Raw genomic sequence first — 25,976 nt, 5'->3', positions numbered from 1 at the left:
GGCGCAGGCACCCGCACGAGTAGGCGGTCACCGTGATAGCGGCTTGACCGAAACAGGTTTGCCTAACTTCGACTGCCTGGATAGGCTCGGTTTAGTCAGGTAAACCTTGCCTTAGCCGAAGACCGAGGCGGACGTGACGCTCGCTTGGTCGTCCGGGCATCTCCGAGGGGAAGCCAGGGCGAGCTCGTCTCACATGCAGGACTCCGCGGCGCGCCAGGCACCCGGGGCGGCCCCGCGTGCGTGAGGGCGTGTCCTATACGGGTGCCGCATGACGCGCGCCCCGGTGTCCTTGACCGCAGCCATCCGACCGTCGCGCTACCCGAAAGCCTCCTGAGTTGCCTTCTCGATCCATCTTCCCGCGGGCGACTGCCCTGCTCGTCTCGCTCTTCGTCCTGCTCTCCTCGGTCCTCGTCGCGAATCCGGCGGCGGCAGAGGACGAGGTGCCCGCCGTATACGCCATCTCCGAGGGCGCGATGGACTGGGGTGTGCGCGAGTCGTACCGCACCTATGTCGTCGGAAACGCTTCTGGACGCATCACGCTGAGCGAAGGCCTCACCGAGAACGAGGACGGCACGTATCGCTGGCCCGTCGCGGAAGGCACCTTCGACCCGGTGTCGGGAGCGCTCGACGTCAGTTTCGAGGGCAAGGCCAATTTCTGGGGTCATGAGGGTCTCATGGACCTGACAATCTGGGATCTGCGCATCGTCGCGGATGCCTACGGCGACGCGGTGCTGTACGCCGACTACCGGGTCGACGACGGCACGACCGTGCGCGAGGGCGACGGCGTCGAGTTCGCCGAGATCTCCGCCGCCCTCGGCGGCACCGTGACGCCGGAGGAGGGGCGCCTGACCTGGGACGACGTCTATGCCTCGCTCGGTCGCGGCGGTGTCGAGCCGTTCCTCGACCATTACTCGTACGGCAACCCCGTGGATGCGATCGACCTCGACCTCGCGGGCGACTGGCCGTCGGGCACGGTGCCGGAGACCTGGGCTGAGGCGGGTATCGTCTCGGCGTCGATCGACGACCTCGCCCTGCCTGCTACGGCGTCGGGCTGGGTGACAGGCCGCACGTTGTCCGACCCTGCACGCGGTGTCGTGTTCGCCGTCGCGGCGTCGAACGTGCTGCACGTCTTCGACGCCGCGACGCGCGAGGTGCTCTCGACGGTCGAGAACGTGAGCTTCCTGATCGACGTCAACGAGGAGACAGGCGAACTGCTCGTGAAGGCGCCGAACCCCAGCACCCAGTTCACTCTCGTCGAGCCCGACGGGGCGGGCCGCTACCGCGCGGGACGCACGTTCGCCGGACCCATCTCGGTCGGAACGGGCGCGATCGACGACGTCACGGGCGCCATCGTGATCGGCGGGAACTCGCGCAAGACGGTCTTCCTCCCCGGCGCCGACGACGAGTACGCCCAGGTGAGCGACTACACGACCTCGCGTAGTGGCATCCCGGTGTTCTTCGACGCGCAGGGGCGGCTCGTCGCCCAGCAGGGCGCCGCCTATCTCCGCTACGACATCGACGACTCGGGCTCCCTCGTGCTCGTCGACCAGGTGACCCCGTCCGGGACGGTCGCGAACTTCGTGCCTGATCGCGCGAACGATCGCCTCTTCACGATCGGCGGGGGAGTTCTGCAGGTCTACGAGAACCTCTCGACGTCGTCGGGCACGCTCATGCCTGCGGCCTCCGTCTCAGCGATCGACGGGCTCGTCGGCACCGTGGTCCGGTACGATCCCGCGCGGCAGACGCTGGTGACGACCGGGGGAGCGACCCTGCAGGCCCGCTCGCTGGGCGACGCGGCCGGAATCGGCGAAACCGTCATCAGCACCGCGTGGGACACGACGGGCGCGGGCATCTACGCCGGAAACGAGGCGATGGGCGACGCGGGCATCTGGTTCTTCTATGCCTCGGCGACGAAGGTCGTGTCCTACGGCACGACGCCTGCCTTCACCGCGAGTCCTTCCGACCAGACTGCCGTCATCCCCGCCGGCGCCGACAGCACGGACGTCACGCTGACCAGCGCCGTCGACGGCGAGGGCGTCACCCTGCACTGGCAGCAGAAGATCCCCGGAGCGATCGCCTTCGCCGATGTCGAGGGCGCGGTCGGACCGGAGCTCACGATCACCGCGTCATCGGCGTCGAGCGGAACCCAGTACCGAGTCATCGCTGCCAATGACTTCGGCCGCGTCGTCTCCGACACCGCGACCCTCACCGTACAGGTCGCGCCCTCGGTGTCCACCCAACCGCAGAGTGTGAGCGTCGTGGACGGCGGCGTGGCCGAGTTCACGGCGACGGGTGCGGGCAACCCTGCTCCCTCCCAGGACTGGGAGATCGACACGGGCTCGGGCTGGCAGAGCATCGAGTACTCCGACACCGTCTCGGTGTTCGGCGACACCCTCACGGTCGAAGCCGTCGAGGCGTCGCTCGACGGCGCGCAGTATCGCGCGGTCTTCACGAGCGCGGCGGGCACTGCGTACAGCGACCCGGCGACGCTCACCGTCACGGATAGGCCCGACGCCCCGGCGGAGACCACCACCTATACCGGCGTCGCGTTCGAGTGGACCGGCAGCGCGGAGTGGCAGGCGCAGCCGCCGAACGGCAGCGCGGCGCACTACCTCTCCGCCGGGGTGTCCGACGGCACGGAGGCGACCTACTCCGCGAAGAAGGACGGCGCGGAGATCCTCCAGCGCACCTCCTCCGGCAGCGACACCGCGACCTACGCCACCCGCGGTGCGCACGTGAACGTCGACGGGGCCGCCCAGGTCGTCCGGCTCGACGACGGCACGGCCACGGTCGAGCCCGACGGCTCGGCGGTCATCGAATGGCCCGCGTCTTTCAGCGTGAACTTCTACGACGGCCTCGTTCCCTCCACCATGTCGAACCTCGTCCTGACGGTCGACGAGAACGGCAGTGGCACCCTGACGGCCGACCTCAGCGGCTACCAGGGCGACATCGCGAACCCGAACGCCCCGAAAGAGGCTGTGACGCCGGCAGCCGACGTGACCGTGGCGACCTTCGCCAACGTCACGGTCGACACCGAGAACGGCTTTACCGTCCGTCCCGACTATCGGAACGTGACGATCACAGCCCCCGAGGGCGAAGCCTCGCAGAACACGACGGTCTCCGGATGGGGCGCGTGGCCGCAGGAGTTCGTGACCTTCCACGGCGCGACGGGGCTCGCAGCGTACTTCTACTCCACGGGGGGTTCGCTCGACTCGAAGAAGGCCCCGAACGCCTTCGCGGTCGGCTTCGACGGCGCGACGCCGGAGGTTCCCGCCGAGCCCGAGGAGCCCGGTACGACGCCGGAGCCGTCGCCGAACCCGACGACGCCCGCTCTCACGCCGACCACCGACCCGGAGTCGGGCGTGGTCGAGGGCTCGCTCGTGTGGGGCGTGAAACAGTCGTTCCGCTCCTACATCACGGGGTCGACCGCGAAGGGAACGATCTCGGTCTCGAACGGCGCCTCGGTGCTCGGCGGGTCGTACTGGTTCGGTCAGTCCTCCACCGACTGGACGACGGAGGCGGGCACCGGCACGACCGGGTATCAGGGCGCCGTGCGCTTCACGGGGCACTCCGGCATCCTCGACCTGACGTTCGCGAACCCGCAGGTCCGCATCGACTCCGCGAGCTCGGGAGCCCTGATCGTCACGGCCAACGGCAGCGCGGTCGAGGTCGGCTCGATCGACCTCGGAGCGGCGGGCCGGACCGAGGTCGACGGCGGTGTCTCGTACTCCAACGCGCCCGTGACGCTCACGTCAGCCGGCGCGCGGGTGTTCTCGTACGGCTCGTCGCAGTTCTACGCCGCAGGTGCGGCGATGGATCCGGTGTCGTTCGTCGTGGGCGCCAGCGCGACATCCACACCCGGCGGCGGGACGGCCCAGACGGTCGCCGCGCACGAGGAGACCAGTTGGACGCCGCCCGCGGAGCCGCCCGCGAACACGGGTCTCTACATCGACCCGGAGGTGCTGAAGAACATCCGCCCCGGGACCGAGATCACCGTGATCGGCGAGGGATACGAACCGAGCGAGACCGACATCAAGGTCGTGCTGTACTCCGACCCCGTCGTGCTCGAGGAGAACCTCACGGCCGACGCGAGCGGACGCGCGCAGTGGTCGGGCATCGTCCCGCTCGACACCGAGATCGGCGCGCACACGCTGACGTTCCAGTCGGAGAGCCAGGACCTCGGCATCGAGGTCGAGGTCCTGGAGCCGGAGGAGCTCGTGGGCTGCACCGTGACGGCGGCGTCCCTGGACTGGGGCTTCAAGGAGTCGTTCCGCTCGTACATCTCCGGCAGCATCGCCCACGGCGAATGGACGGTGTCCGACGGCGCGACCTACGAGACCCCCGAGTTCGGCTGGTCGGATGGCGAGGGCGTGTTCGACGCGGAGATCTTCACGGGTCAGGTGAGCTTCGAGGGGACCATCCGCTTCACGGGCCATGACGGCCTGCTCGACACCACCGTGGCGAACCCGACCATCCTGTTCACGGGCCCCGACACCGCATACCTGCTGCTGGACGTCGCGGGCGTGACGATGGAGGACGCCCTCGCGGGCAACGCGGACAACGCGCTGACGTTCGACCAGGTGTCGTTCGTGAAGCTCGACCTCTCGGCCGGCGACGTGGAGATCAGCGAGGACGGATCGGAGGTCACGGCGAGCGCGGTCCCGGCCGTGATCACCAGCCAGGGATACGAGGCGTTCCCGAACTACGAGGCCGGCACCGAGTTCGACCCCGTGTCGTTCTCGATCACGACGGAGACCGACTGCGTGGTGGCCGTTCCCGAGGACGAAGACACCGCCGACGTGACCGCGGCGGTCGAGGCGCCGGATGCGGACGACACCGACCTGACGTGGCTCGCGTGGACCGGCGGGGGCATCGCGCTCGCCGGGCTCATCACGGCGCTCGCGATCTGGATCGCCCGTCGGCGCCGTGCTGCGGCCGAGGGTGCAGAAGTCGCGGCGGTGCCGGACACGGGCCCGTTCGACGATGTCCTGGGCGGCGGGCGATGAGCCGCACGGGACGCGTGCGCGCGATCGGCGATCTGCTGGCGGGGGGAGGCACAGGAACGCCCGTCGTCCCTGCCGCGCCGTGAGCGGTGACAAGGGGCGGCTCGCGTTCGTCGCCTGCATCGCCGTGGCCGCCGCCGGCATCCTCCTCGCGTCCCTGGCCGTGCTGGCGGACGCCGTCGCCGATGCGCCCGCGGCCGCCGAGGTCGCGGAGGAGACCCCGTTCGCACCCGAAGACGACGAGGACCCTGCACCCACCCTCACGCCCTCTCCGTCGCTCTCGAGCGACGCGTCTGCCCGCGGGATCGTCCTTCTCACGGATCCGTCGTGGGTGGCGCGTGTGTCGGATGAGGCAGGCATCCCCGCGCGGGCGCTGTCCGCGTACGCCGGCGCCGACCTCTACGCGCGAGAGCACTACGGATGCTCCGTCGGCTGGAACACGCTCGCCGCCGTCGGTCTCGTCGAGAGTGAGCACGGGACGCTGCAGGGCGGGCGCATCCACCCCGACGGCGTCGCCCGGCCGGGTATCGTCGGCATTTCGCTCGACGGCACGAGCAGCGCGTCGATTCCGGACACCGAGGGCGGGGCGCTGGACGGCGACACGGTGTGGGACAGGGCCGTCGGCCCCATGCAGTTCATCCCCGAGACCTGGGCGCAGTGGGGCACAGACGGCGACGAGGACGCCACGACCGACATCCACGACATCGACGACGCCGCACTCACGGCGGCGCGCTATCTCTGTCAGGCGCACGGCACTCTCGAGGGCTCGGATGCGTGGATCGGGGCTATCCGTTCTTACAACGACGACCCCGAGTATCAGCGCCGGGTGGCGGACGCCGCGGCGCACTACGCAGGGTTTACGGGGGACTGATGCAGGGCCACAGGGGGCACAACGTCGTGGAACGCGGCTAGCGGGTGCCCCAGTCGTACGACTGCTTGCGCAGCTCGAGGTAGACGAAGGTCTCGGACGACAGCACGCCCGGAAGCGTGCGGATGCGGGTGTTCAGCAGCTCGCTGAGGTCCGCATCCGATTCGCACACCACCTCGGCCAGGATGTCGAAGCTGCCGGCGGTCAGCACCAGGTAGTCCACGGCCTCGAGTCGGGACAGCTCGGCGGCGACCGCGCGGGTGTCGCCGCTGACGCGGAGGCCGACCATCGCCTGACGGTGGAAGCCGAGCTGCATCGGATCGGTGACCGCCACGATCTGGATCGCGCCGGACTCGGTGAGCCGCTGCACGCGCTGGCGCACGGCCGCCTCGCTGAGCCCCACGGCCTTGCCGATCTCAGCGTACGAGCGGCGACCGTTCTCCTGCAGCTGTTCGATGATGCGCTTCGACGTGTCGTCGAGGGCGTCGCGACCGGCCATGGCACTCCTCCGGACGGATGATGAAGCACTCACGCTACTGCGGATACCTCGGTCTTCGTGTTCCATTCGGTCACGAATCGTGTGAAATCCATGTTTCATGCAACCGGATCCGTAGCGAGAGGCGGGACTATCTGCCAGTATCGGCTCACCCGGAATCGAACCCGTCGACCGTCGGAGGAGAGCTGATGCCTCGAGGACCGCTGCCCGAAGATCCGGCCGTTCGCGCGCTCATCGTGCACGCCCGGAACGCCACCCTGACCCGCCGCGGCTTCGCGGTCGGCGCCGGCCTCTCGATGGCCGCCTTCCTCGCCGCCTGCTCCGGGCGCGTGGGCGGCTCGGGGCCCGCCGCATCCGCCACCGCGGCACAGGACCTCTCAGACAGTCAGAAGACCTTGACCTGGGCGAACTGGTCGTTCTACCTCGACGAGGACGACGATGGCGCGCATCCCACGCTCGAGGCCTTCGAGGAGCTCTCGGGCCTCACCGTCAACTACGACGTGTCGATCGACGACAACAACACGTACTTCGCCAAGGTGCGCGACCAGCTCGCCCTCGGGCAGGACATCGGGGCCGACACGGTCTGTCTCACCGACTGGATGGCGAACATCTGGATCTCGTCCGGGTACACGCAGGCGCTCGACAAGGCGAACCTGCCCAACGCCACCGCGAACCTCGCTCCGAGCCTGCAGGACCCGAGCTTCGACCCGGGGCGTGCGCACTCGCTGCCGTGGCAGTCCGGGTTCGCCGGTCTCGCCTGGAACAAGGAGAAGCTGCCGAACGGGCTCGCGTCGCTCGAGGACCTCTGGGCGCCGGAGCTGAAGGGACGCGTGGGCGTGCTGAGCGAGATGCGTGACACCCTCGGTCTCATCATGCTGAGCCAGGGCGTCGACATCTCCGGCTCGGGCTGGGGCGACGAGCAGTTCGACAACGCGCTGGACGTGTTCGCGCAGCAGGTCTCGGACGGCCAGATCCGCAACATCAAGGGCAACTCCTACGCCGACGACCTGAAGAACGAGGACACGCTGGCGGCCATCGTGTGGTCGGGCGACATCGCCGCGATCAACGCCGAGGTCGGCGACAAGTTCGGCTTCGCGCTGCCGGACTCCGGCGGCACGCTCTGGAGCGACAACTTCCTCATCCCCGTCGGATCGAGCCAGAAGACGAACGTCGAGAAGCTGATCGACTACTACTACGACCCCGCCGTCGCCGCCGAGGTCGCCGCATGGGTGAACTACATCACCCCGGTGGTCGGCGCGCAGGAGGCGATGGCCGAGATCGACCCCGACATGGTCGACAACCAGCTGATCTTCCCGGACGAGCAGACCCTCGCGCAGGCGCACATCTTCCGCGCGCTGACGAACGAGGAGCAGCAGAGGTACAACGCGGCCTTCGAAGCGATCGGCCTGGGCGCCTGACGGCCATGGCGGCGGGCACCTTCGGCGAGTCGGGCGCAGACCTGCGACTGGTCGGCATCCGAAAGGCCTTCCCCGGCTTCACCGCGATCGAGGAGCTCGACCTGACGATCCCGGCGGGCTCGTTCTTCGCGCTGCTCGGTCCGTCCGGCTGCGGCAAGACGACGACGCTCCGGCTCGTGGCGGGGCTCGAGGTGCCGACCGCCGGGCGCGTGCTGATCGGCGGCACCGACGTCACGGATGCGAAGCCCCACCGGCGTCCGGTGAACACGGTCTTCCAGAGCTACGCCCTGTTCCCGCACATGAGCGTGATCGAGAACGTGGCCTTCGGCCTTCGCCGCCGCAAGGTCGCCGACGCGATCGGCAAGGCGCACGAGGCGTTGCGTCTGGTGGAGCTCGACCACGTCGCCAACCGCCGTCCCAGCCAGCTCTCCGGCGGGCAGCAGCAGCGCGTCGCGCTCGCGCGCGCGGTCGTGAACCGGCCGGCATTGCTCCTGCTGGACGAGCCTCTGGGGGCGCTCGATCTGAAGCTGCGGCGGCAGATGCAGCTGGAGCTGAAGTCGATCCAGAGCGAGGTCGGTCTCACATTCCTGCACGTGACCCACGACCAGGAGGAGGCCATGACGATGGCCGACACGGTCGCCGTCATGAACAAGGGGCGCATCGAGCAGCTGGGCTCGCCCGCGGAGCTCTACGAACTGCCCCGGACCGGGTTCGTCGCCACATTCCTCGGCCAGTCCAATCTGTTCGACGCGACGGTCGAGCAGACGGCGGGCGGCGTGATCACCGCGCGCACGGCCGGCGGTGTGCTCGCCGTCCCCGCCGCGCGCGCCGTCTCGGCGGCGGGCCGCATCACCCTCGGCGTCCGCCCCGAGAAGCTGTTGCTGCATCCGACGGAGCCCGCGCGCGATGAGCAGCACAACGTGCTCGGCCCCGGCCGGATCGTCGACGCCTCGTTCACGGGGGTGAGCACCCAGTACCTCGTGGAGATCCCGGGCCTCGGCACGATCGCCGTGTTCGCCCAGAACCTGGTCTTCGGCGCGGTCTACACGCCGGGGCAGGAGGTGTGGGTCGCCTGGGAGCGTGAGCACACCTTCGGCCTCGACGCCGACGCCCGCGCCGCCGCCGCACCCGACGACGAGCTCGATCCCGAGCCCGCGGACGACGCGGCGGGACCGCCCGTCGAGGCGGCCTAGTCATGGCGCTGTCGGTCCTGGCGCCGCCCGGGGGAGCGGATGCGGCGGCGGCGCCGTCCCCGCGCCGCCGCATCGGGGCGGTCGCCCTGGTGCTGCTGCTGCCGGGGCTGCTGTATCTGACGCTGTTCTTCCTGGTGCCGTTCGTGTCGCTGCTGCTGACCTCCTTCGGCGTGAACGATCCCGGGCAGTACGGAGCCTTCTTCTACGGCTTCGAGTGGCAGAACTACGTCGACGTGATCTCGGCGTACTGGCCGCAGTTCCTCCGCTCCTTCTGGTACGCCCTGCTCGCGACCGTGTTCGCCCTGCTGATCAGCTACCCGATCGCTTACTTCATCGGCGTGCGGCTGCGCGACCGGCCGCTTTGGCGGAACCTTCTCCTCGTCCTCGTGATCGCGCCCTTCTTCATCTCGTTCCTGCTCCGTACCTTCGCGTGGAAGCAGATCCTGTCAGACGAGGGCCCGGTCGTCAGCACGCTTCAGGTGATCGGTCTGCTCGGACCCCAGGCGCACCTGACCGGCACCGGCTTCGCCGTCGTCTTCGGTCTCACCTACAACTTCATCCCGTTCATGACGCTGCCGCTGTTCGCCTCGCTCGACCGACTCGACACCCGCCTGCTCGAAGCCGGCAACGATCTGTACGCCGGACCCGTGTCGACCTTCTTCCGGGTGACGCTGCCGCTGTCGATCCCGGGCGTCGTATCGGGGACGCTCCTGACCTTCATCCCGGCCGCGGGCGACTACGTCAACGCCAGCCAGGCGTTCCTCGGGAGCGCCTCGACGGCGATGGTCGGCAACGTCATCCAGTCGAAGTTCCTCATCACGGTGAACTACCCGCAGGCGGCGGCTCTCAGCATCCTGCTGATGGCGGTCATCGTGGTGATCGTGGGCGTGTACGTGCGCCGCTCGGGAACGGACGACCTGCTGTGAGCGCGGTGACGACTCGAGCCCGGAGCCGGATCGGGCTCGGCCGCTGGCTGCTGCCGACCTACGTGGTCGTCGCGTTCGTGCTGCTGCTCATCCCGATCGCGTACACGTTCGTCTTCTCGTTCAACGACGCGAACCGCTCGAACATCTCGTGGAACGGGTTCACACTCGACAACTGGCTCGGCGTCTGCTCGCAGCCGGATGTCTGCATGGCGTTCGGCAACAGCCTGCTCGTCGGCGGCGCGGCCACGCTCATCGCCACCGTCCTCGGCACGATGATCGCGATCGCGCTGGTGCGCTACCGGTTCCCCGCACGGGGAGCGATCAGCCTGCTGCTGTTCCTGCCGATGGCGACCCCCGAGGTCGTGATGGGCGCGGGCCTGGCGGCGCAGTTCCTCACCGCGGGCGTCCCGAAGGGGCTCGGCACGATCATCATCGCGCACGCGATGTTCTGCCTGAGCTTCGTGGTGGTGACGGTGCGCGCGCGTGTGCTCTCGCTCGACCCCGCGCTCGAAGAGGCGGGACGCGACCTCTACGGCTCACCGACGCAGGTGTTCTGGCGGGTGACGTTCCCGCTGCTGCTTCCGGGCATCGTCGCGGCGGCGCTGCTGTCGTTCAGCCTCAGCTTCGACGACTTCATCATCACGTACTTCACCTCGGGCACGACGCAGACCTTCCCCGTCTACGTCTACGTCGCCGCGCAGCGGGGCATCCCGCCGCAGGCGAACGTGATCGCCTCGGCGGTGTTCTTCCTCGCGATCGCGGCCGTGCTCGTCTTCCAGGTCGTCTCCGCCCGCCACGCCGCGCGCCGGCGCTGACCGCCCGGGCGGAGTGGCTCTGGGGTCGAATCCGCGGCCTCGGACCGGACGGGCGGAGGGCACGGGCCAGCGGCTGCGGATTGGCCGGGTGGTGGCGGGACTATCCTGATCGGATGACCTCGCTCCGCCACCTCGACCAATCGGCCAAGCTCAAGAACGTCCTCTACGAGATCCGTGGCGGCGCACTGGCGGAGGCCGATCGGCTCGAGGCCGAGGGGCACACCGTCCTGAAGCTCAACACCGGCAACCCTGCGACCTTCGGGTTCGAGGCGCCGTTTCAGATCGTGCGGGACATGATCGAGGCCATCCCGAGCTCGCACGGGTACAGCGACAGCAAGGGCATCGTGTCCGCGCGCCGTGCCGTCGTCTACCGGTACGAGGAGGAACCGGGCTTCCCCTCGTTCACCCCGGACGACGTCTACCTCGGAAACGGCGTGTCCGAGCTCATCACGATGACGATGCAGGCTCTGCTCGACGAGGGCGACGAGGTGCTGATCCCGGCCCCTGACTACCCGTTGTGGACGGCCATGACGAGCCTTGGCGGGGGCACCCCGGTGCACTATCTCTGCGACGAGCAGAACGAGTGGCAGCCCGACCTCGAGGACATCCGGTCGAAGGTCACGCCGAAGACCAAGGCGATCGTCGTCATCAACCCGAACAACCCCACCGGTGCCGTCTACAGCCGCCAGGTGCTCGAGCAGATCGTCGAGATCGCCCGCGAGAACTCGCTGCTGCTGCTCGCCGACGAGATCTACGACCGCATCCTGTTCGATGACGCGCGGCACATCCCGCTCGCGACCCTCGCCCCCGATCTGCTGTGCCTGACGTTCAACGGGCTGTCGAAGACCTACCGTGTGGCCGGGTACCGTTCCGGCTGGCTCGTCGTCACCGGGCCGAAGGACCACGCGAGCGGTTTTCTCGAGGGCATCGACCTGCTCGCCTCGACGCGGTTGTGCCCGAACGTCCCCGCTCAGCACGCGGTGCAGGCGGCGTTGTCCGGCGTGCAGTCGATCGATGCGCTGATCGCTCCGTCGGGGCGCCTGCACGAGCAGCGCGATGCCGCCTGGGAGGGACTCGAGGCCATTCCCGGCGTGTCCTGCGTCCGGCCGCGCGGCGCTCTGTACGCGTTCCCCCGGCTCGACCCCGAGGTGCACGAGATCCGCGACGACGCCAGGCTCGTGCGTGATCTGCTGCTGTCCGAGCACATCCTGCTCGTGCCGGGGACCGGGTTCAACTGGCCGACCCCCGACCACCTCCGGATCGTCACGCTGCCGGAGGCGCGGATCATCTCGGAGGCGATCGAGCGGATGGGGAACTTCCTGTCCTCCTACCGGCAGTAGCCCGCGAGCGGCATCGACCGACGCCGGACTGCTGCGCTATGCGCGGAGCCCGGTCGCTGCCCTTCGTCTCGTCGCTTCGCTCCTCGCTCAGGGGCCGAACCCGGAGACTTTCGGGTCAGCTTCTCCGCGCCCCTGCGGGGCGCTCCGTGGGGTGGGGAAAGTCCAGGCAATGCGCCTGTTCAACAGAACCGGGGCGGGGAGACTTTCGGGTCAGAGGAGGGCCAGCGAGGTCGCGCGCCAGCGGCGGTCGATGCCCTCGAGACGGATGGCGACGGCGCGCGTGCGCGCGGGGCCCGCGACGATCACCACAGCCTCGACGACGCCGTCCGCGGGCGCGGAGTGGTGCACGCTCAGGATCGCGTGCACAGGACGGGCGGCCGGAACCCCGCGAGCGCTGCGCGCACGTGCCGCGAGGTTCACCCGCGTGAGCAGCGCCCGGTAGGCGTCCTCGGTGAGCCAACGGGCGAACTGGTCGATGTCCCGGACGCCGGCGAGGGCCTCGAGAACCCCGCCCGTGAGGTTGCGGACCAGAGGGATCGGGTCGGGCAGATCCGCGGTGGAGGTCGGCTGCGGAGCGAAGAAGTCTCCGGTGCGGTCGCTGGACGGAGCGTGTCTCGCTCTCGACGATGAGTGTGCCATCTGAGCCTCACAGGGTGGGGGGATCCTGGGTCGGTTCAGTAGACCACGGGGCGTCGCGGAGCCTCCAGAGCGGATCCCTATTGTGGAAAACTTCTCATCTGCAACCTCCGGGAGGTCTAATCTCGCGGCGTGCGCTGGGATCGCTTCTTCGAAGACCTTCAGGATCAGTTCGACGCCGAGTGGGAGGCGGAACGGGCGGTCCTCGATACCGAGGCCGAACGCCTGCGACTGTCGCGCGTCGCTCTTCGGGAACGCCTGACCGAGCTCGGGCGGGGTGCGGACACGGCGCAGACGGAGCTCGTCTTCGACCTCGTCGGCGATGCCACCGTCACCGCGCGGGTGAGCGCGGTCGGGGCGGACTGGGTCGGCGTGGTCACCGCGGCGTCCAGGTCGGGAATCGTCCCCCTCGGCGCGATCTGCAGCGTCGGCCTCGCGCACGCGGATCTGCTCCGCAGCGCACGTCCGCATCCGGTCGAGCGGGCGTCGTTGACCGAACGGATGTCGATCGGCTTCGTGCTCCGGGACCTCGCCCGCCGCCGGATCCCCCTGACGATCTCGACCACGACGGGGCGAGCGCTGACCGGGACGATCGACCGGGCGGGCGCCGACCACCTCGATCTCGCGCTGCACGATCCGGGTTCGCCACGGCGGGCGGATGCGGTGCGCGGGCATCGGCTCGTGCCCTTCAGCGCAATCGGCTGGGTCCGGATCGACAGCCTCGACCGCCTCTGAGCGCGTTCGGCCGGGCGCGTTCAGTCGGGGTTGCGGACGGTGCCCGTGCCCCAGAGCTCGGGAAAGCTCGCGGCGTTGGACTGTCGCCAGAGCGCCATGCGCCGGGCCTCTTCGGCCTGGTCGTCGAGGTACTCCGCGACACTCGCCTCCTCCACACGCCACTGGCGGCCCGAGCCGACGCGCATCCCGCGCAGTCGGCCCTCCAAGACGAGGGCGATCACCTCGTCGACGGAGACCGCCAACGCCTCTGCGACGTGGGCGGGAGCGAGCAGTCGCCCCTCGGCCGAGGAGGAATCGGGCATGTCTTCATTATGCGTCGAGGCATCGACACCCCCGACCAGTGCAGGCGGCTGTGGATAACATCCGACGGGGATGTCACCCCTGGGCGACCATGGACGCCATGACAGCACAGGATCCTCCGCGGCAGCGACCGCGAGCCGTGTGGGCGGATGCCCGTTTCCTCATCGGCGCGTTGCTGGTGATCGCTTCCATCGCCGGAGTCTGGCTCGTCGTCGCCGCGGCGCGTCAGACGACGCAGGTCTATGTCGCCGCCCGGACGATCATGCCGGGCGAGACCGTGGCCGGCGCGGACCTGCGGATCGTCGACGTCGCGCTCGGCTCCGTCGAGGACCTCTACGTCGGCGGCGCTCAGGTGACCGCCGACACCGTCGCGACGCGGACGATCCACGCGGGGGAGCTGGTTCCGGTCGACGCTCTGGGCGACGCCGCCGCCGCGCGCAGCACGACGGTGGTCGTGCGCAGCACCACCGACGTGCCCGGCTCTGTCGGGGCGGGGACCTCCGTGGAGGTGTGGGCGGCGCCTCTCGACGGCGACGGCGTCCGCGAGGCGCCGCGCATCCTCGTCGCCGACGCCATCGTGGCCGGGGTCGCGTCGGATGACACGATGATGGGCGGTGGGGCCGCATCCGTGGAGCTCGTCATCCCGCGCGCGGCCGTGGCGGACGTGCTCGCCGCGATCGCCGGCCAGGCGGCGCTCTCGGTCGTGCCGGCCGGAGGCGCGTCACGATGAGGCGGGTCGTGCTCGTCCTGGCCGAGCCGCTGGCCTCCGCGCTGGCCACGGAGCTGGCTCTCCACGGCGTCGCCGAGATCGCGCACGTCTCCCCGGAGCACGTGGCGACGACCATCGCGGCCGGGCGTGAGCCCGACGCCGCCACGGGGGAGGCGGTGGCGAGGGCCTCCACCATCGTGCTGCCGGCGCGGTCGGATGTGCTCACCCCGATGATCGTGGCGTTCGCGGACCGTCGCGGCATCCGACTCGTCCCCCTGGGCGAGGATGCGGCGGCGGCGCGATTGGCCGCGGCGTTCGGCCTGGCGGCTCCCTTGTCCGAGACGCTGTCGACCCGCGAGCTCGCGGACGCCGTGCTGGCGGCCCGTCCGGGCACCGTGGCGGAGGTCGTCGCCGCGGGACCCCGGACGATCGCGGTCTGGGGAGCGCACGGCGCCCCGGGCCGCACCACGGTGGCGATCACCCTCGCGACCGAGCTCGCCCGGGGCGGGCGGCACGTCGCCCTCGTCGACGCGGACTCCCACGCGCCGGCGATCGCCCTCTCACTCGGTCTCCCCGACGAGGGCCCGGGCTTCGCGGTCGCCTGCCGCCAGGCCGAGCGGGGTCTGCTCGACGAGGCCGAGCTCCATCGGATCAGCCTGCCACTGGGCGGTGTCGACGTCGACGTGCTCGCCGGCATCAACCGCGCGGCACGCTGGCCCGAGCTCAGCGCGGCGCGCGTCCGTGGCGCGCTCGCGGCGTGCGCGGGCTGGGCCCAGCACACCGTCGTGGACGTCGCTGCGAGCCTGGAGCAGGACGAGGAGATCGTCAGCGACATCGTCGACGGACCGCGTCGGAACGCCGCGACGCTGGCCGCGATCGCCGCCGCCGACCGGGTCGTCGCGGTGCTCTCGGCCGACCCCGTCGGTGTCGCCCGCTTCCTCCGGGCCTATCCCGACCTGCGTGCGGTCGCGGGGCCCACCCCGGTGTCGGTGGTGGTGAACCGCCTGCGCCCCGGGGCGGTGGGCATGGACGCCCGCGGGCAGATCCGCCGGACGCTGGCGCGATACGCCGACATCGACGACGTGTGGTTCGTGCCCGAGGATCGGCGTGGAGCGGATGCGGCCATGCTCGCCGCCCGCCCCGTCTCGGAGGTCGCGCCGCGCTCGACGCTCGTCGCGGCCGTGCGCCGCATCGTCGGCGGCGATCTCGTGCCGGCGGCCGCTCCGGCGCCGTCGGCGGACAGCACCCGGCGGGTGCGTCGGCGTTCCGGCCGGCCCAGCGCCGCACGTCGGCGGGCGCCTGCCGACGTCTAGGCTGGGGAGCGTGTCGACCCTCAGCGATCTCGTCTACGCGCACGGCGTCTCCGACCCGGCAGATGTGGAGTGGCTCCACCGGCTCGCGGGCGACGGGCAGCTGCTCGCCGACCTCGCCTCGGCCGACATCGTGGTGTGGGTGCCGACATCCGACGACTCGTTCATCGCGGTCGCCCATGCGCGTCCGAGCGGCGCGGCGACCCTGTTCTACCGCGACATCGTCGGCGACCGCGTGCGCCCGCAGTGGCGAGCCCAGGTGCGCGAGGCATTCGTCACCGGCCGGATCGTCGACTCGGCGTCGCCGGACTGGTTCGAGGAGACCCCGACCCGGGTGCGCGCCGTCCCGATCATGCGCACCCGCGGGCCCGCGGGCACCCCGGCGACGGTGATCGCGGTGCTCACCCGCCACACCAACCTCGGTGAGGCGCGCACGCCGTCGCGCCAGCAGATCACGTTCAACGACTGCGCCGACGACCTGTTCGGCATGATCGCGTCGGGGGAGTTCCCCGACCTCGACGCCCCGACGTCCCCTCGTCGCGGGGCCCCTCGCGCCTCGGACGGCCTCATCCGGATCGACGTCGACGGGCTCGCCACGTTCGCGAGCCCCAACGCGCTGTCGGCGTTCAACCGGATGGGATTCGACGACGAGCTCGAGGGCGAGCCGCTGATCGAGGTGATCACCAAGATCCTCCCGGCCAAGCGCCAGTTCGACGAGTCGCTGCCGGTGGTCGTCGCCGGTCGTGCCCCCTGGCGGACGGACGTCGAGGCGCGCGGGGTGACCGTCTCGCTGCGCGCGATCCCCCTCCGCGACCACGGCACGCGCATCGGCGCGATCGTGCTGTGTCGCGACGTGACCGAGCTGCGTCACCAGGAGCAGGAGCTGATCACCAAGGACGCGACGATCCGCGAGATCCACCACCGGGTCAAGAACAACCTGCAGACGGTCGCCTCGCTCCTGCGCATCCAGGCGCGCCGGACGCACTCCGACGAGGCACGTGAGGCGCTGACCCATGCCACGCGCCGCGTCTCGGCCATCGCCGTCGTGCACGACACGCTCTCGGAGGGGCTCACGCAGAGCGTTGACTTCGACAACGTGTTCTCCCGGGTGCTGAAACTCGTCGCGGAGGTCGCCGCGGCGCCCAACACGCGCGCGAAGACACGTAAGACCGGATCCTTCGGGCCTCTTCCGAGCGAGTACGCGACACCGCTCGCCCTCGCGCTGACCGAGCTCGTGACCAACGCCGTCGAGCACGGGCTCGCCGGTCAGGAGGGCGAGGTCGAGATCGCGGCCGTGCGCACCGAGGACAACCTGGAGGTGCGGGTCCGCGACACCGGCGTGGGCCTGCCCGAAGGGCAGGTCGGCCGAGGCCTCGGGACGCAGATCGTCCGCACCCTCATCCAGGGAGAGCTCGGCGGCACGATCGACTGGCACACCATCATGGGCAGCGGCACCGAGGTGACGATCGACATCCCGATGCGCTACATCGCCCGCGCGCAGGTGTGACGCGCCGGGCGTCCGGTACGGTCAGCGACCCCGGATCGCCGGGCCCGTCGGCACGATCAGGAGGCGCGGCGGGCGCGCGCTGCGCGACGCTTCAGCGCGCGACGCTCGTCCTCCGACAGGCCGCCCCACACGCCCGAGTCCTGCCCGGTCTCGAGCGCGTACTGGAGGCAGACCTCGGTCACGGTGCAACGTGCGCAGACCGCCTTGGCCTTCTCGATCTGATCGACCGCCGGGCCGGTGTTGCCCACCGGGAAGAAGAGTTCCGGGTCGACCGTCAGGCAGGCTGATTTGTCGCGCCAATCCATGCTTGTTGCTCCTCAAGACGTAACGAAGATTTCGGGTGGGATGACAGGACGGAACGAGGGTCCGATACCCTGTCTGAGTGTGCGAGCGCATTGCTCGCCCCACGCCGCTGTGGGAGCACACGACGTGGTCAATCGTCCCACAGGGCGGTGACCTTATCAAGGGTTCACTTCGTGTTTTGTCGGCATTCACCGAAGTTCCATCGTGCGCGCACATCGACACTCGACCGAGCGGAGCCCCATGCGTCACGACCTGCTGAGCACGATCGCGGGCGGTCTGCTCGTGCTGGAAGGGGCGGGGATGGCGGTGCTCGTCGTGATGCAGGCCGGCGCCATCTTCGGAGGCGACACGGCCGCCGTCGACACCGCCGTCGCGCTGCTCGTGCTCATGTCCATCGCCGCCGCGGGCGTCGTCGCCTTCGGCGTCGCCGCCGCCCGAGGCCGCTCGTGGGGCCGGTCGGGCGGGATCGTGACCCAGCTGCTGATCCTCGCGGTCGCCGCCGGCGCGGCCACGGGCGCCTACGCCCACCCGCTCCTCGGGCTCCAGCTCGCGATCCCCGCGATCCTCACCCTGGTGCTGTTGTTCGCCGCCGTCCGCCGCGCCGCGCGCGAGGCCGACGGCTCGCCGGACGCGTCCTCCTGACCCGAAAGTCTCCGCGCCCCGGTTCTGTTGAACAGGCGCATTGCCTGGACTTTCCCCACCCCACGGAGCGCCCCGCAGGGGTGCTGACCGGCGGACCCGAAGGTCCCCCGGAGGGCGAGAGCTCGGATCAGCCAGGGATGGTCAGCGACCGTGGGTCGCTGACGCGGTTCCGCCGATCAGTCGATGCTGAGGAGCTTGCGCAGCCGGGCCACGTGGCCGGTCGCCTTCACGTTGTACTGCGCGTGCAGGATGCGACCCTCCGCATCCACCACGAACGTCGATCGCAGCACGCCCTCGATCCGCTTGCCGTAGTTCATCTTCTCGCCCCACGCCCCGTACGCATCGTGCACGGCGTGGTCCTCGTCCGACAGCAGCTCGAAGGTCAGGCCGTCGCGCTCGCGGAACTCCTTCAGCTTCGCGGGCGAGTCGCGCGAGATGCCGAGCACCGTGTACCCGGCCGCCTCGAGCGACGACAGGCTGTCGCGGAAGTCGCACGCCTGCGTCGTGCAGCCGGGCGTCATCGCGGCCGGGTAGAAGTACAGGATCACCTGACGCCCGCGCAGGTCGTGCAATGACACCGCGGTGCCGTCCTGATCGACGAGCGTGAAGTCGGGCGCGATGTCTCCGGGATGCAGCGTGGTCATGCCCCCAGCGTATGCGCTCACGGGCACGCACGCGCGTGCGTTCGGGCGCCCGTGAGCGAGCGGACGTCCCTCTCCGGGGCGCCGCTCCTCGGCGCTCCTCGCCCGGGGATCGGAGCGCGATGAGCGTCCGTCAGCGATGTGCGAACGTGGTCAGCAGGCGCTGGAGCGAGTCGAGACGCGCAGGCGCGCTGGGCCCCAGACGGCCCTCGGCGACGGCCTCGACGATCGCGCAGTCGGGGGCATCGGGCAGGTGCGTGCACCCGCGGGGACAGTCCTGTGCGGCCTCGGCGAGGTCGGTGAAGGCGCGCAGCACGTTGGCCGGATCGACGTGCCCGAGACCGAACGAGCGCACCCCCGGCGTGTCGATCACCCACCCGGTGCCGCCAGCGCCGCGGTAGCGCAGCGAGACGGTCGAGCTCGAGGTGTGGCGCCCGCGCCCCGTGACGACGTTCACGTGACCGGTCGCGCGCATCGCGCTCGGCACCAGGGCGTTCACGAGCGTCGACTTTCCGACGCCCGAGTGGCCGACGAACACCGTCGACCTGCCGACCAGCGCCGCCCCGATCCGCTCCGTCGGCATCTCGCCCTGCCCGCTCGTGAACACCTCCAGGTCGAGACCGTCGAAGTGCGCGAGGAACGCCGACGGGTCGGCGAGGTCGGTCTTGGTCACGACCAGGAGCGGCCGGATGCCGGCATCCAGCGCGGCGATGAGATAGCGGTCGACGAGCCGCTCGCGGGGCTCGGGATCGGCCGCGGCGACGACCACGAGCATCTGGTCCGCGTTCGCGACGACCACGCGCTCCACCTGGTCGGTGTCGTCGGCGCTGCGCCGCAGCAGCGTCGTGCGCGGCTCGATCCCGACGATCCGCGCGAGCGTGCCTTCCGAGCCCGTCCGGTCGCCCACCACGCGTACCCGGTCGCCGGTCACGATGGGCTGCTTCCGCAGCTCGCGCGCCCTGGTGGCCACGACATCCCGCTCGTCCGGACCATCCTCGCCCACCAGAACGGCGTACCGGCCGCGGTCGACGCCCAGCACGCGCGCGACCTGGGCGTCGAGATGCGCCGGCCTGCGCTTGGTCCGGGGACGGTTCGCCTTCGGGTTCGGGCGCGCCCGGAAGTCGGACTCGTCCAGACCCTCGTCGTCGCCCTCGTCGTCGTCCGGCAACCAGCTCACGCGGTCGCGTCCTCCCCGGCCAGCATCCGCTGCCACAACTCGGGGAACTCCGGCATGGTCTTCGCGGTCGTTCCGATGTCGTCGACCGCGACGCCCGGGACCGCGAGGCCCAGGAGGGCGCCGGTGGTGGCCAGTCGGTGATCGTGATGCGCGCGCCAGAGCCCCCCCGTCGGCGGGCGGGGGATCACCCGGATGCCGTCGGGCAGCTCCTCCGCCTCGCCGCCGATGGCGCGCAGGTCGCCGACCAGCGCCGCGATGCGGTCGGTCTCGTGGCCCCGGATGTGGCCGATCCCGGTGAACGTGGAGGGGCCGTCGGCGAGTGCCGCGAGCCCCACGAGGGTCGGGGTCAGCTCGCCGACCGCCGACAGGTCGAGATCGACGCCCTGGATGCCGCTGCCGCCGGTCACGGTGAGCATGCCGTGGCGACGCGTGCACCGCGCTCCGAAGACCGACAGCAGCTCGGGCAGCTGCGCACCCGGCTGCGTCGAGTGCGCCGGCCAGCCGAGCACCGACACCTGGCCGCGCGTGACGAGCGCCGCTGCGAGGAAGGGGGCCGCGTTCGAGAGGTCGGGCTCGATCGAGACGTCCTTGGCCCGGATCGGCCCGGGCGGCACGAGCCATTGTCCCTGAGCCGGGCGCTCCACGTGCACGCCCCGATGCGCGAGCGACTCGACCGTCATGTCGATGTGGGGCACGCTCGGCAGCCGGGCTCCCTCGTGGATGAGCTGCATCCCGACGTCGAAGCGCGCCGCCGACAGCAGCAGGCCCGAGACGAACTGGCTCGACGCGCTCGCGTCGATCGTCACCTCGCCGCCGCGCACGTGCCCGCGACCGCGCACGGTGAACGGCAGCGCCCACGTGCCGCCGTCGTCGATGTCGACACCCACCTCGCGCAGGGCGCGGATCATCTCGCCCATCGGCCGGTGCAGGGCGCTCGCGTGCGCGGTGACCGTCACGTCGCCGGTGGCGAAGCCGGCGGCGGGCGTGACGAAGCGCATGACCGTCCCGGCCTGGCCGCAGTCGACCGTCCCCCCGGCGGGGATGCGCTCCGGGGGAGTGACGCGCAGATCGTCGCCGAACGAGCCCGAGCCCGCGAGCGGCTCGATGCCGACACCGAGCGAGCGCAGGGCGTCGATCATGCGGGCGGAGTCGTCGGAGTGCAACGGCGCGTGGATCGTGCTGGGGCCGTCGGCGAGGGCGGCGAGCACGAGCTCGCGGTTGGTCAGCGACTTCGATCCCGGCACCGCGACCACCGCGTGGAGGGGGGCGGGCGCCGTGGGCGCCTGCCAGGGGCCGGCCTCGGTCGGCTTCGGGGAATAGCGGTCGGCGCTCATCGGTTCCAGACTACTGAACGCCCTCGCCCGCAGAGGGACCGGCGGGAAAGGATGCGGATGAACGGTGTGATCGAGCGTCCCCGGATCGCGGCGGAGTCGGCCGTAGACTTGCCCGTGATGGACGACCAGGATCCCGCGGACAGGCGCGCACAGTTCGAAGAGCAGGCGCTGCCTTTCATGGACCAGCTGTACGCCGCAGGCATGCGCATGACGCGCAATCCCGCGGACGCGGCCGATCTGGTGCAGGAGACCTTCGTGAAGGCCTACTCGTCGTGGTCGACGTTCACGCAGGGCACGAACCTCAAGGCGTGGCTGTACCGCATCCTGACCAACACGTACATCAACACGTACCGCAAGAAGCAGCGCGAGCCCTACCAGAGCGCCATCGACGACCTCGAGGACTGGCAGCTCGGCGGTGCGGAGTCCACGACCGCGACGAGCGCGCGCTCGGCCGAGGCCGAGGCCATCGACCACATGCCCGCCTCCGTCGTGAAGGACGCACTGCAGTCCATCCCCGAGGACTTCCGGCTGGCGGTGTACCTCGCAGACGTCGAGGGCTTCGCCTACCAGGAGATCGCGGACATCATGAAGACCCCCATCGGCACGGTCATGAGCCGTCTGCATCGTGGCAGACGGATGCTTCGTGAACTGCTCGCCGACTACGCGAAGGAACGGGGCATCACCCCGTCGGCATCCAGGAGTGGGAAATGACCGACTGCGGCTGCGACAAGGCGCGACGCGACCTCGAGGAGTATCTCCGCAACGAGGTCTGCCACACCGAGCACACCGACATCACCGAGCACCTGGCCAGCTGCGAGGCGTGCCGTGATGAGGCGCTCGTCGCGCGTACTCTCACCGACGTGGTGGCCCGCGCGTGCCGTGAGACGGCGCCGGAGGAGCTGCGGGACCAGGTGCTGGCACGTCTGCGCCTCGCACAGTCCACCCACCACTGAGACCCGGGCCCCGCCTCCACCCGGAGGGGAAGCGCGCCGATCGGATCGCCGTCGGCGTAGGCCCGAGAACGTCCGGCCGCATTCGGTGCGCGTGTCCTCGTCCGGCGTGGTCAGCGTCCTCGGCGGCAGGCTCACGACCTATCGAGGGATGCGGCGACCCCGGCGATCGAACGAGCCGGCGCCGACCCCCGGGTGCGCCTAGACCGTGAGGGCCTTCGCGAGCAGGGCAGCCTGCTCGACCTGGTGCACCTTGGCCGCGCCCGCCGCGGGCGACGCCGAGGCGGCACGTGAGACCACGCTGATCGTGCGTCCGTGCAGATGCTTGACGACCTCGAGGGCGATGAACGGCCAGGCGCCCTGGTTCTCCGGCTCCTCCTGGACCCAGACGAGCTCCGCGTTCGGGTAGCTGTCGATGATCGCATTCAGCTCGTCGATCGGCGCTGGATAGAACTGCTCCACCCGCACGAGCGCGATCTCCGGGTTCGGGGTCTTGTCGAGGTCGACGCGGAGGTCCCAGTGGACCTTGCCCGAGTGCAGCAGAACGCGCTTCACGGCGTTCTTGTCGACACCGCGGTCGTCGTCGAGAACCGGCTCGAAGCGGCCGCGGGTGAAGGCCTCCACGGGGCTCGTGGCGTCGCGCAGGCGCAGCATCGCCTTCGGGGTGAACACCACGAGGGGCTTTCGCGGTCGGGCGTAGGCCTGGCGGCGAAGCAGGTGGAAGTACGAGGCCGGGGTCGACGGGCGCGCGACGACCATGTTGTCCTGGGCGCACATCTGCAGGAACCGCTCGATGCGGGCGGAGGAGTGGTCGGGGCCGGCGCCCTCGTAGCCATGGGGGAGCAGCAGCACCACGGAGGACTGCTGGCCCCATTTCTGGTCGGCCGACGAGAGGTACGTGTCGATCACGGTCTGCGCGCCGTTCGCGAAGTCGCCGAACTGCGCCTCCCACAGCACGAGCGCGTCGGGGCGCTCGACCGAGTACCCGTACTCGAATCCGACCGCCGCGTACTCGCTGAGCAACGAGTCGTAGACGAAGAAACGGCCCTGGTTGTCCGCGATGTTGACCAGTGGCAGCCACTCCTGGCCGTTCGAGCGGTCGTGGAAGACGGCGTGGCGCTGCACGAACGTTCCACGACGCGAGTCCTGCCCGGCCAGGCGCACCGGCGTGCCCTCGAGCACGAGCGAACCGAACGCGAGCAGCTCGCCGAACGCCCAGTCGATCCCGCCGGAGCGGCTCATCGCATGACGCTTGTCGAGCAGCTGCTGCAGCTTCGCGTGCACGGTGAAGCCGTCGGGCTTGTTGACGAACGCGTCGCCGATCAGGTGCACGACCTCGGTCGAGACCCCGGTCGTGTCGGGCTCGCCCGAGGCGGGTTCGACCTCGACGGCGTCGGAGACGATCGGCTGCGTTCCGGTCTCCGCGGCGTGCGTCTCGGCGAAGGCGATCTCGAGGCGGTCCTGGAAGTCGCGCTTGGCCTGCTCGTACTCCTCCTCGGTGATGTCGCCGCGACCGACGAGCGACTCCGTGTAGAGGCGGCGCACCGACCGCTTGGCCTCGACGAGGTTCGTCATGAGGGGCTGGGTCATCGACGGGTCGTCGCCCTCGTTGTGACCGCGGCGGCGGTAGCAGACGAGGTCGACGACGATGTCGCGGTGGAACTCCTGGCGGTAGCGGAAGGCGAGCTCCGCCGCGCGCACCACGGCCTCGGGGTCGTCGCCGTTCACGTGCAGGATCGGTGCCTGGATGGTCTTCGCGACGTCCGTGGCGTAGACCGAGCTGCGGCCGTCGATGGGGAGGGTCGTGAAGCCCAGCTGGTTGTTGATGACGACGTGGATGGTGCCGCCGGTGCGGTAGCCGCGCAGCTGTGACATCTGCAGCGTCTCGACCACGACGCCCTGACCGGCGAAGGCGGCGTCGCCGTGGACGAGGATCGGAAGCCACGAGAAGGTGCCGATGGGCTTGCGGTCCTGCTTGGCCCGGACAATGCCCTCGAGCACGCCGTCGACGGTCTCGAGGTGCGACGGGTTCGCGGCGAGCACGACCGGCAGCTCCTCGTCGCGGTCGGACTGGAAGGTGCCCTCGGTGCCGAGGTGGTACTTCACATCGCCCGACCCGCGCTTGTTGCCCGGCAGGCTCGTGCCCTCGAACTCGCGGAACACCTGGCCGTAGGTCTTGCCGGCGATGTTCGTGAGGACGTTCAGGCGCCCGCGGTGCGCCATCCCGATCGCGGCGCCGTCGAGATCGGCGGACGCGGCTCCCTGCAGCACCTCGTCGAGCAGCGGGATGACGGACTCGCCGCCCTCCAGGCTGAAGCGCTTCTGGCCGACGTACTTCGTCTGCAGGAACGTCTCGAACGCCTCGGCCTCGTTGAGCTTCGACAGGATGCGCAGCTGCTCCGCGTGCCCGGGCTTCTGGTACTTGACCTCGAGGTTGTCCTGGAACCACTTGCGCTGCACGGGGTCCTGGATGTGCATGTACTCGATGCCGGTCGTACGGCAGTACGAGTCGCGGAGGACGCCCAGGATGTCGCGCAGCTTCATGATGCGCTTGCCGCCGAATCCGCCGGTGACGAACTCGCGGTCGAGGTCCCAGAAGGTCAGCCCGTGGTTCTCGATCTCGAGGTCGGGGTGCGTGCGCTGCACGTACTCGAGCGGATCGATGTCGGCCATGAGGTGACCGCGCACCCGGAAGGAGTTGATGAGCTCCTGCACGCGCGCGCCCTTGTCGACGCGCTCGGCGAGATCCACGTTGATGTCGTTGGCCCAGTGGATCGGCGCGTACGGGATGCGCAGCGCCGCGAAGATGCCCTGGTAGAAGCCGCGCTGGCCGATGAGCAGCTCGTGCACCTTCTTCAGGAACTCGCCGGAGCCGGCACCCTGGATGACCCGGTGGTCGTAGGTGCTCGTCAGGGTGATGGTCTTGCCGATGCCGAGCTCGATGAGGGTCTTGTCGCTCGAGCCCTGGAACTCGGCCGGGTACTCGAGGGCGCCCGCGCCCACGATGCATCCCTGGCCCTTCATCAGACGCGGCACCGAGTGCACGGTGCCGATGCCCCCGGGGTTGGTGAGCGAGAGCGTCGTGCCCTGGAAGTCGGCTGCCGTGAGCTTGTTGCCGCGGGCGCGCTTGACGAGGTCCTCGTAGGAGGCGAGGAACTCGTCGAACGTCAGCGCCTCGGCGCGCTTGATGCTCGGCACCATCAGCGCGCGCGTGCCGTCGGGCTTGGGCAGGTCGATCGCGATGCCGAGGTTGATGTGCGCAGGCGCGACCACCGACGGCTTGCCGTCGACCTCGGCGTAGAAGACGTTCTGGCTCGGGAACTCCTTGAGCGCCTGGATCAGTGCCCAGCCGATCAGATGCGTGAAGCTCACCTTGCCGCCGCGGGTGCGCGCCATGTGGTTGTTGATGACGATGCGGTTGTCGATCATCAGCTTCGCCGGGACGGTGCGCACGCTCGTGGCGGTCGGGACGGTCAGCGACTCGTCCATGTTGGCCGCGAGGGTCTTCGTCATCCCGCGGAGCACCGTGACGGTGTCCTCCTGGACGGCGCCGGACGGATCGGACGGCTGGGCGTTGGGCGCCTGCGCGGGGATCGGCTGCGGAGCGGCGGGCTTGGCCGTCGTTCGGGCCACCGGCTGCGTGCCGATCACCGGGATGGGGGCGGTGACGGGG

The 25,976-nt window shown here is 70.2% G+C and carries 22 protein-coding genes; 14 read left to right on the top strand and 8 right to left on the bottom strand.

Annotation, left to right across the window (positions count from 1 at the left end; all coding sequences use genetic code 11):
- The first annotated feature begins 335 nt into the window (after positions 1-335).
- The gene (locus GVL03_RS11110) at positions 336-5,006 is read left to right on the top strand and encodes an HtaA domain-containing protein (protein ID WP_159501063.1); all 4,671 of its coding nucleotides are present in this window, start codon (positions 336-338) and stop codon (positions 5,004-5,006) included.
- A 79-nt stretch (positions 5,007-5,085) separates the two neighbouring features.
- Positions 5,086-5,874: a lytic murein transglycosylase gene (locus tag GVL03_RS11105; RefSeq protein ID WP_235038127.1), complete on the top strand. Its 789-nt coding sequence runs from the start codon at positions 5,086-5,088 to the stop codon at positions 5,872-5,874.
- Between the two features lie 37 nt (positions 5,875-5,911).
- On the opposite strand, the gene GVL03_RS11100 is transcribed toward GVL03_RS11105, so the two are convergent.
- Positions 5,912-6,370 carry an Lrp/AsnC family transcriptional regulator gene (locus GVL03_RS11100; protein WP_159501061.1) on the bottom strand — a complete coding sequence of 153 codons (459 nt, stop codon included), beginning with the start codon at positions 6,368-6,370 and terminating at the stop codon, positions 5,912-5,914.
- Between the two features lie 185 nt (positions 6,371-6,555).
- On the opposite strand from GVL03_RS11100, the gene GVL03_RS11095 reads away from it, so the two are divergent.
- The 5 genes from GVL03_RS11095 to GVL03_RS11075 all read left to right on the top strand — a co-directional run bounded on the left by GVL03_RS11095 (position 6,556) and on the right by GVL03_RS11075 (position 12,059).
- Positions 6,556-7,785, top strand: coding sequence for a PotD/PotF family extracellular solute-binding protein (locus GVL03_RS11095; protein ID WP_159501060.1), 1,230 nt, complete (start codon positions 6,556-6,558; stop codon positions 7,783-7,785).
- Positions 7,786-7,790: 5 nt separating this feature from the next.
- Entirely contained in the window at positions 7,791-8,978 is a 1,188-nt protein-coding gene (locus tag GVL03_RS11090; protein ID WP_159501059.1) for an ABC transporter ATP-binding protein, read from the top strand.
- 2 nt (positions 8,979-8,980) lie between these two features.
- Positions 8,981-9,904, top strand: coding sequence for an ABC transporter permease (locus tag GVL03_RS11085; RefSeq protein ID WP_159501058.1), 924 nt, complete (start codon positions 8,981-8,983; stop codon positions 9,902-9,904).
- Positions 9,901-10,719, top strand: a complete 819-nt coding sequence (locus GVL03_RS11080) for an ABC transporter permease (protein ID WP_159501057.1) — start codon at positions 9,901-9,903, stop codon at positions 10,717-10,719. Before GVL03_RS11085 ends, GVL03_RS11080 begins: the two co-directional genes overlap by 4 nt.
- Before the next feature lie 113 nt (positions 10,720-10,832).
- Positions 10,833-12,059, top strand: a complete 1,227-nt coding sequence (locus tag GVL03_RS11075) for a pyridoxal phosphate-dependent aminotransferase (protein ID WP_159501056.1) — start codon at positions 10,833-10,835, stop codon at positions 12,057-12,059.
- Positions 12,060-12,269: 210 nt separating this feature from the next.
- Here the strand turns inward: GVL03_RS11075 and GVL03_RS11070 are convergent, their stop codons facing one another.
- Positions 12,270-12,698 (bottom strand): Rv3235 family protein, encoded by a 429-nt coding sequence (locus GVL03_RS11070; protein ID WP_159501055.1) that lies wholly within the window; start codon positions 12,696-12,698, stop codon positions 12,270-12,272.
- A 129-nt stretch (positions 12,699-12,827) separates the two neighbouring features.
- Here GVL03_RS11070 and GVL03_RS11065 point away from each other — a divergent pair, with 129 nt between their 5' ends.
- Positions 12,828-13,430 (top strand): hypothetical protein, encoded by a 603-nt coding sequence (locus GVL03_RS11065; protein ID WP_159501054.1) that lies wholly within the window; start codon positions 12,828-12,830, stop codon positions 13,428-13,430.
- A gap of 20 nt (positions 13,431-13,450) precedes the next feature.
- On the opposite strand, the gene GVL03_RS11060 is transcribed toward GVL03_RS11065, so the two are convergent.
- Positions 13,451-13,732: a helix-turn-helix domain-containing protein gene (locus GVL03_RS11060; protein ID WP_159501053.1), complete on the bottom strand. Its 282-nt coding sequence runs from the start codon at positions 13,730-13,732 to the stop codon at positions 13,451-13,453.
- A gap of 98 nt (positions 13,733-13,830) precedes the next feature.
- Between GVL03_RS11060 and GVL03_RS11055 the strand changes: the two genes are divergently transcribed.
- From GVL03_RS11055 to GVL03_RS11045, 3 genes are read left to right on the top strand one after another with little or no spacing between them, the layout of a single operon-like run.
- Positions 13,831-14,460 (top strand): hypothetical protein, encoded by a 630-nt coding sequence (locus GVL03_RS11055; protein ID WP_159501052.1) that lies wholly within the window; start codon positions 13,831-13,833, stop codon positions 14,458-14,460.
- Complete coding sequence (locus tag GVL03_RS11050) at positions 14,457-15,752, top strand: hypothetical protein (protein ID WP_159501051.1); 1,296 nt, start codon at positions 14,457-14,459, stop codon at positions 15,750-15,752. The genes GVL03_RS11055 and GVL03_RS11050 overlap by 4 nt, the downstream gene beginning before the upstream one ends.
- Positions 15,753-15,762: 10 nt before the next feature.
- Positions 15,763-17,256 carry a sensor histidine kinase gene (locus tag GVL03_RS11045; RefSeq protein ID WP_159501050.1) on the top strand — a complete coding sequence of 498 codons (1,494 nt, stop codon included), beginning with the start codon at positions 15,763-15,765 and terminating at the stop codon, positions 17,254-17,256.
- Positions 17,257-17,312: 56 nt separating this feature from the next.
- On the opposite strand, the gene GVL03_RS11040 is transcribed toward GVL03_RS11045, so the two are convergent.
- A complete protein-coding gene (locus tag GVL03_RS11040) occupies positions 17,313-17,561 on the bottom strand; it encodes a WhiB family transcriptional regulator (RefSeq protein WP_047542656.1) in 249 nt (82 codons plus the stop codon).
- Positions 17,562-17,799: 238 nt separating this feature from the next.
- On the opposite strand from GVL03_RS11040, the gene GVL03_RS11035 reads away from it, so the two are divergent.
- Positions 17,800-18,201: a histidine kinase gene (locus GVL03_RS11035; protein ID WP_159501049.1), complete on the top strand. Its 402-nt coding sequence runs from the start codon at positions 17,800-17,802 to the stop codon at positions 18,199-18,201.
- Between the two features lie 176 nt (positions 18,202-18,377).
- On the opposite strand, the gene bcp is transcribed toward GVL03_RS11035, so the two are convergent.
- From bcp to aroA, 3 genes are all read right to left on the bottom strand, one after another.
- Positions 18,378-18,845 (bottom strand): thioredoxin-dependent thiol peroxidase, encoded by a 468-nt coding sequence (gene bcp / locus GVL03_RS11030; RefSeq protein ID WP_159501048.1) that lies wholly within the window; start codon positions 18,843-18,845, stop codon positions 18,378-18,380.
- Between the two features lie 130 nt (positions 18,846-18,975).
- A complete protein-coding gene (rsgA, locus tag GVL03_RS11025; protein ID WP_159501047.1) occupies positions 18,976-20,019 on the bottom strand; it encodes a ribosome small subunit-dependent GTPase A in 1,044 nt (347 codons plus the stop codon).
- A complete protein-coding gene (gene aroA, locus GVL03_RS11020) occupies positions 20,016-21,353 on the bottom strand; it encodes a 3-phosphoshikimate 1-carboxyvinyltransferase (protein WP_159501046.1) in 1,338 nt (445 codons plus the stop codon). The genes rsgA and aroA overlap by 4 nt, the downstream gene beginning before the upstream one ends.
- A gap of 57 nt (positions 21,354-21,410) precedes the next feature.
- Here aroA and GVL03_RS11015 point away from each other — a divergent pair, with 57 nt between their 5' ends.
- Together GVL03_RS11015 and GVL03_RS11010 are read left to right on the top strand one after the other, a co-directional pair.
- On the top strand, positions 21,411-22,064 hold the full coding sequence (locus GVL03_RS11015; protein WP_373683840.1) for a sigma-70 family RNA polymerase sigma factor: 654 nt from the start codon (positions 21,411-21,413) through the stop codon (positions 22,062-22,064).
- Positions 22,061-22,306 carry a zf-HC2 domain-containing protein gene (locus tag GVL03_RS11010; RefSeq protein WP_159501045.1) on the top strand — a complete coding sequence of 82 codons (246 nt, stop codon included), beginning with the start codon at positions 22,061-22,063 and terminating at the stop codon, positions 22,304-22,306. Before GVL03_RS11015 ends, GVL03_RS11010 begins: the two co-directional genes overlap by 4 nt.
- A 198-nt stretch (positions 22,307-22,504) precedes the next feature.
- Here the strand turns inward: GVL03_RS11010 and GVL03_RS11005 are convergent.
- The coding region (locus tag GVL03_RS11005; protein ID WP_159501044.1) for a multifunctional oxoglutarate decarboxylase/oxoglutarate dehydrogenase thiamine pyrophosphate-binding subunit/dihydrolipoyllysine-residue succinyltransferase subunit at positions 22,505-25,976 on the bottom strand (3,472 nt) is incomplete at its 5' end.

Origin of the sequence: Microbacterium sp. 18062 (genome assembly GCF_902706225.1) — a bacterium.
Classification (GTDB): Bacteria; Actinomycetota; Actinomycetes; order Actinomycetales; family Microbacteriaceae; genus Microbacterium.
Note: the sequence above shows the minus strand (reverse complement) of the source record. Positions and strands in the feature narration are given on the sequence as shown.

Coding starts and splice junctions, on each gene's coding strand:
- GVL03_RS11085 (WP_159501058.1), top strand. CDS start 8,981: ATGGCGCTGTCGGTCCTGGCGCCGCCCGGGGGAGCGGATGCGGCGGCG.
- GVL03_RS11050 (WP_159501051.1), top strand. CDS start 14,457: ATGAGGCGGGTCGTGCTCGTCCTGGCCGAGCCGCTGGCCTCCGCGCTG.
- GVL03_RS11095 (WP_159501060.1), top strand. CDS start 6,556: ATGCCTCGAGGACCGCTGCCCGAAGATCCGGCCGTTCGCGCGCTCATC.
- GVL03_RS11055 (WP_159501052.1), top strand. CDS start 13,831: ATGACAGCACAGGATCCTCCGCGGCAGCGACCGCGAGCCGTGTGGGCG.
- GVL03_RS11035 (WP_159501049.1), top strand. CDS start 17,800: ATGCGTCACGACCTGCTGAGCACGATCGCGGGCGGTCTGCTCGTGCTG.
- GVL03_RS11090 (WP_159501059.1), top strand. CDS start 7,791: ATGGCGGCGGGCACCTTCGGCGAGTCGGGCGCAGACCTGCGACTGGTC.
- aroA (WP_159501046.1), bottom strand. CDS start 21,353: ATGAGCGCCGACCGCTATTCCCCGAAGCCGACCGAGGCCGGCCCCTGG.
- GVL03_RS11075 (WP_159501056.1), top strand. CDS start 10,833: ATGACCTCGCTCCGCCACCTCGACCAATCGGCCAAGCTCAAGAACGTC.
- bcp (WP_159501048.1), bottom strand. CDS start 18,845: ATGACCACGCTGCATCCCGGAGACATCGCGCCCGACTTCACGCTCGTC.
- GVL03_RS11015 (WP_373683840.1), top strand. CDS start 21,411: ATGAACGGTGTGATCGAGCGTCCCCGGATCGCGGCGGAGTCGGCCGTA.
- GVL03_RS11060 (WP_159501053.1), bottom strand. CDS start 13,732: ATGCCCGATTCCTCCTCGGCCGAGGGGCGACTGCTCGCTCCCGCCCAC.
- GVL03_RS11070 (WP_159501055.1), bottom strand. CDS start 12,698: ATGGCACACTCATCGTCGAGAGCGAGACACGCTCCGTCCAGCGACCGC.
- GVL03_RS11010 (WP_159501045.1), top strand. CDS start 22,061: ATGACCGACTGCGGCTGCGACAAGGCGCGACGCGACCTCGAGGAGTAT.
- GVL03_RS11040 (WP_047542656.1), bottom strand. CDS start 17,561: ATGGATTGGCGCGACAAATCAGCCTGCCTGACGGTCGACCCGGAACTC.
- GVL03_RS11100 (WP_159501061.1), bottom strand. CDS start 6,370: ATGGCCGGTCGCGACGCCCTCGACGACACGTCGAAGCGCATCATCGAA.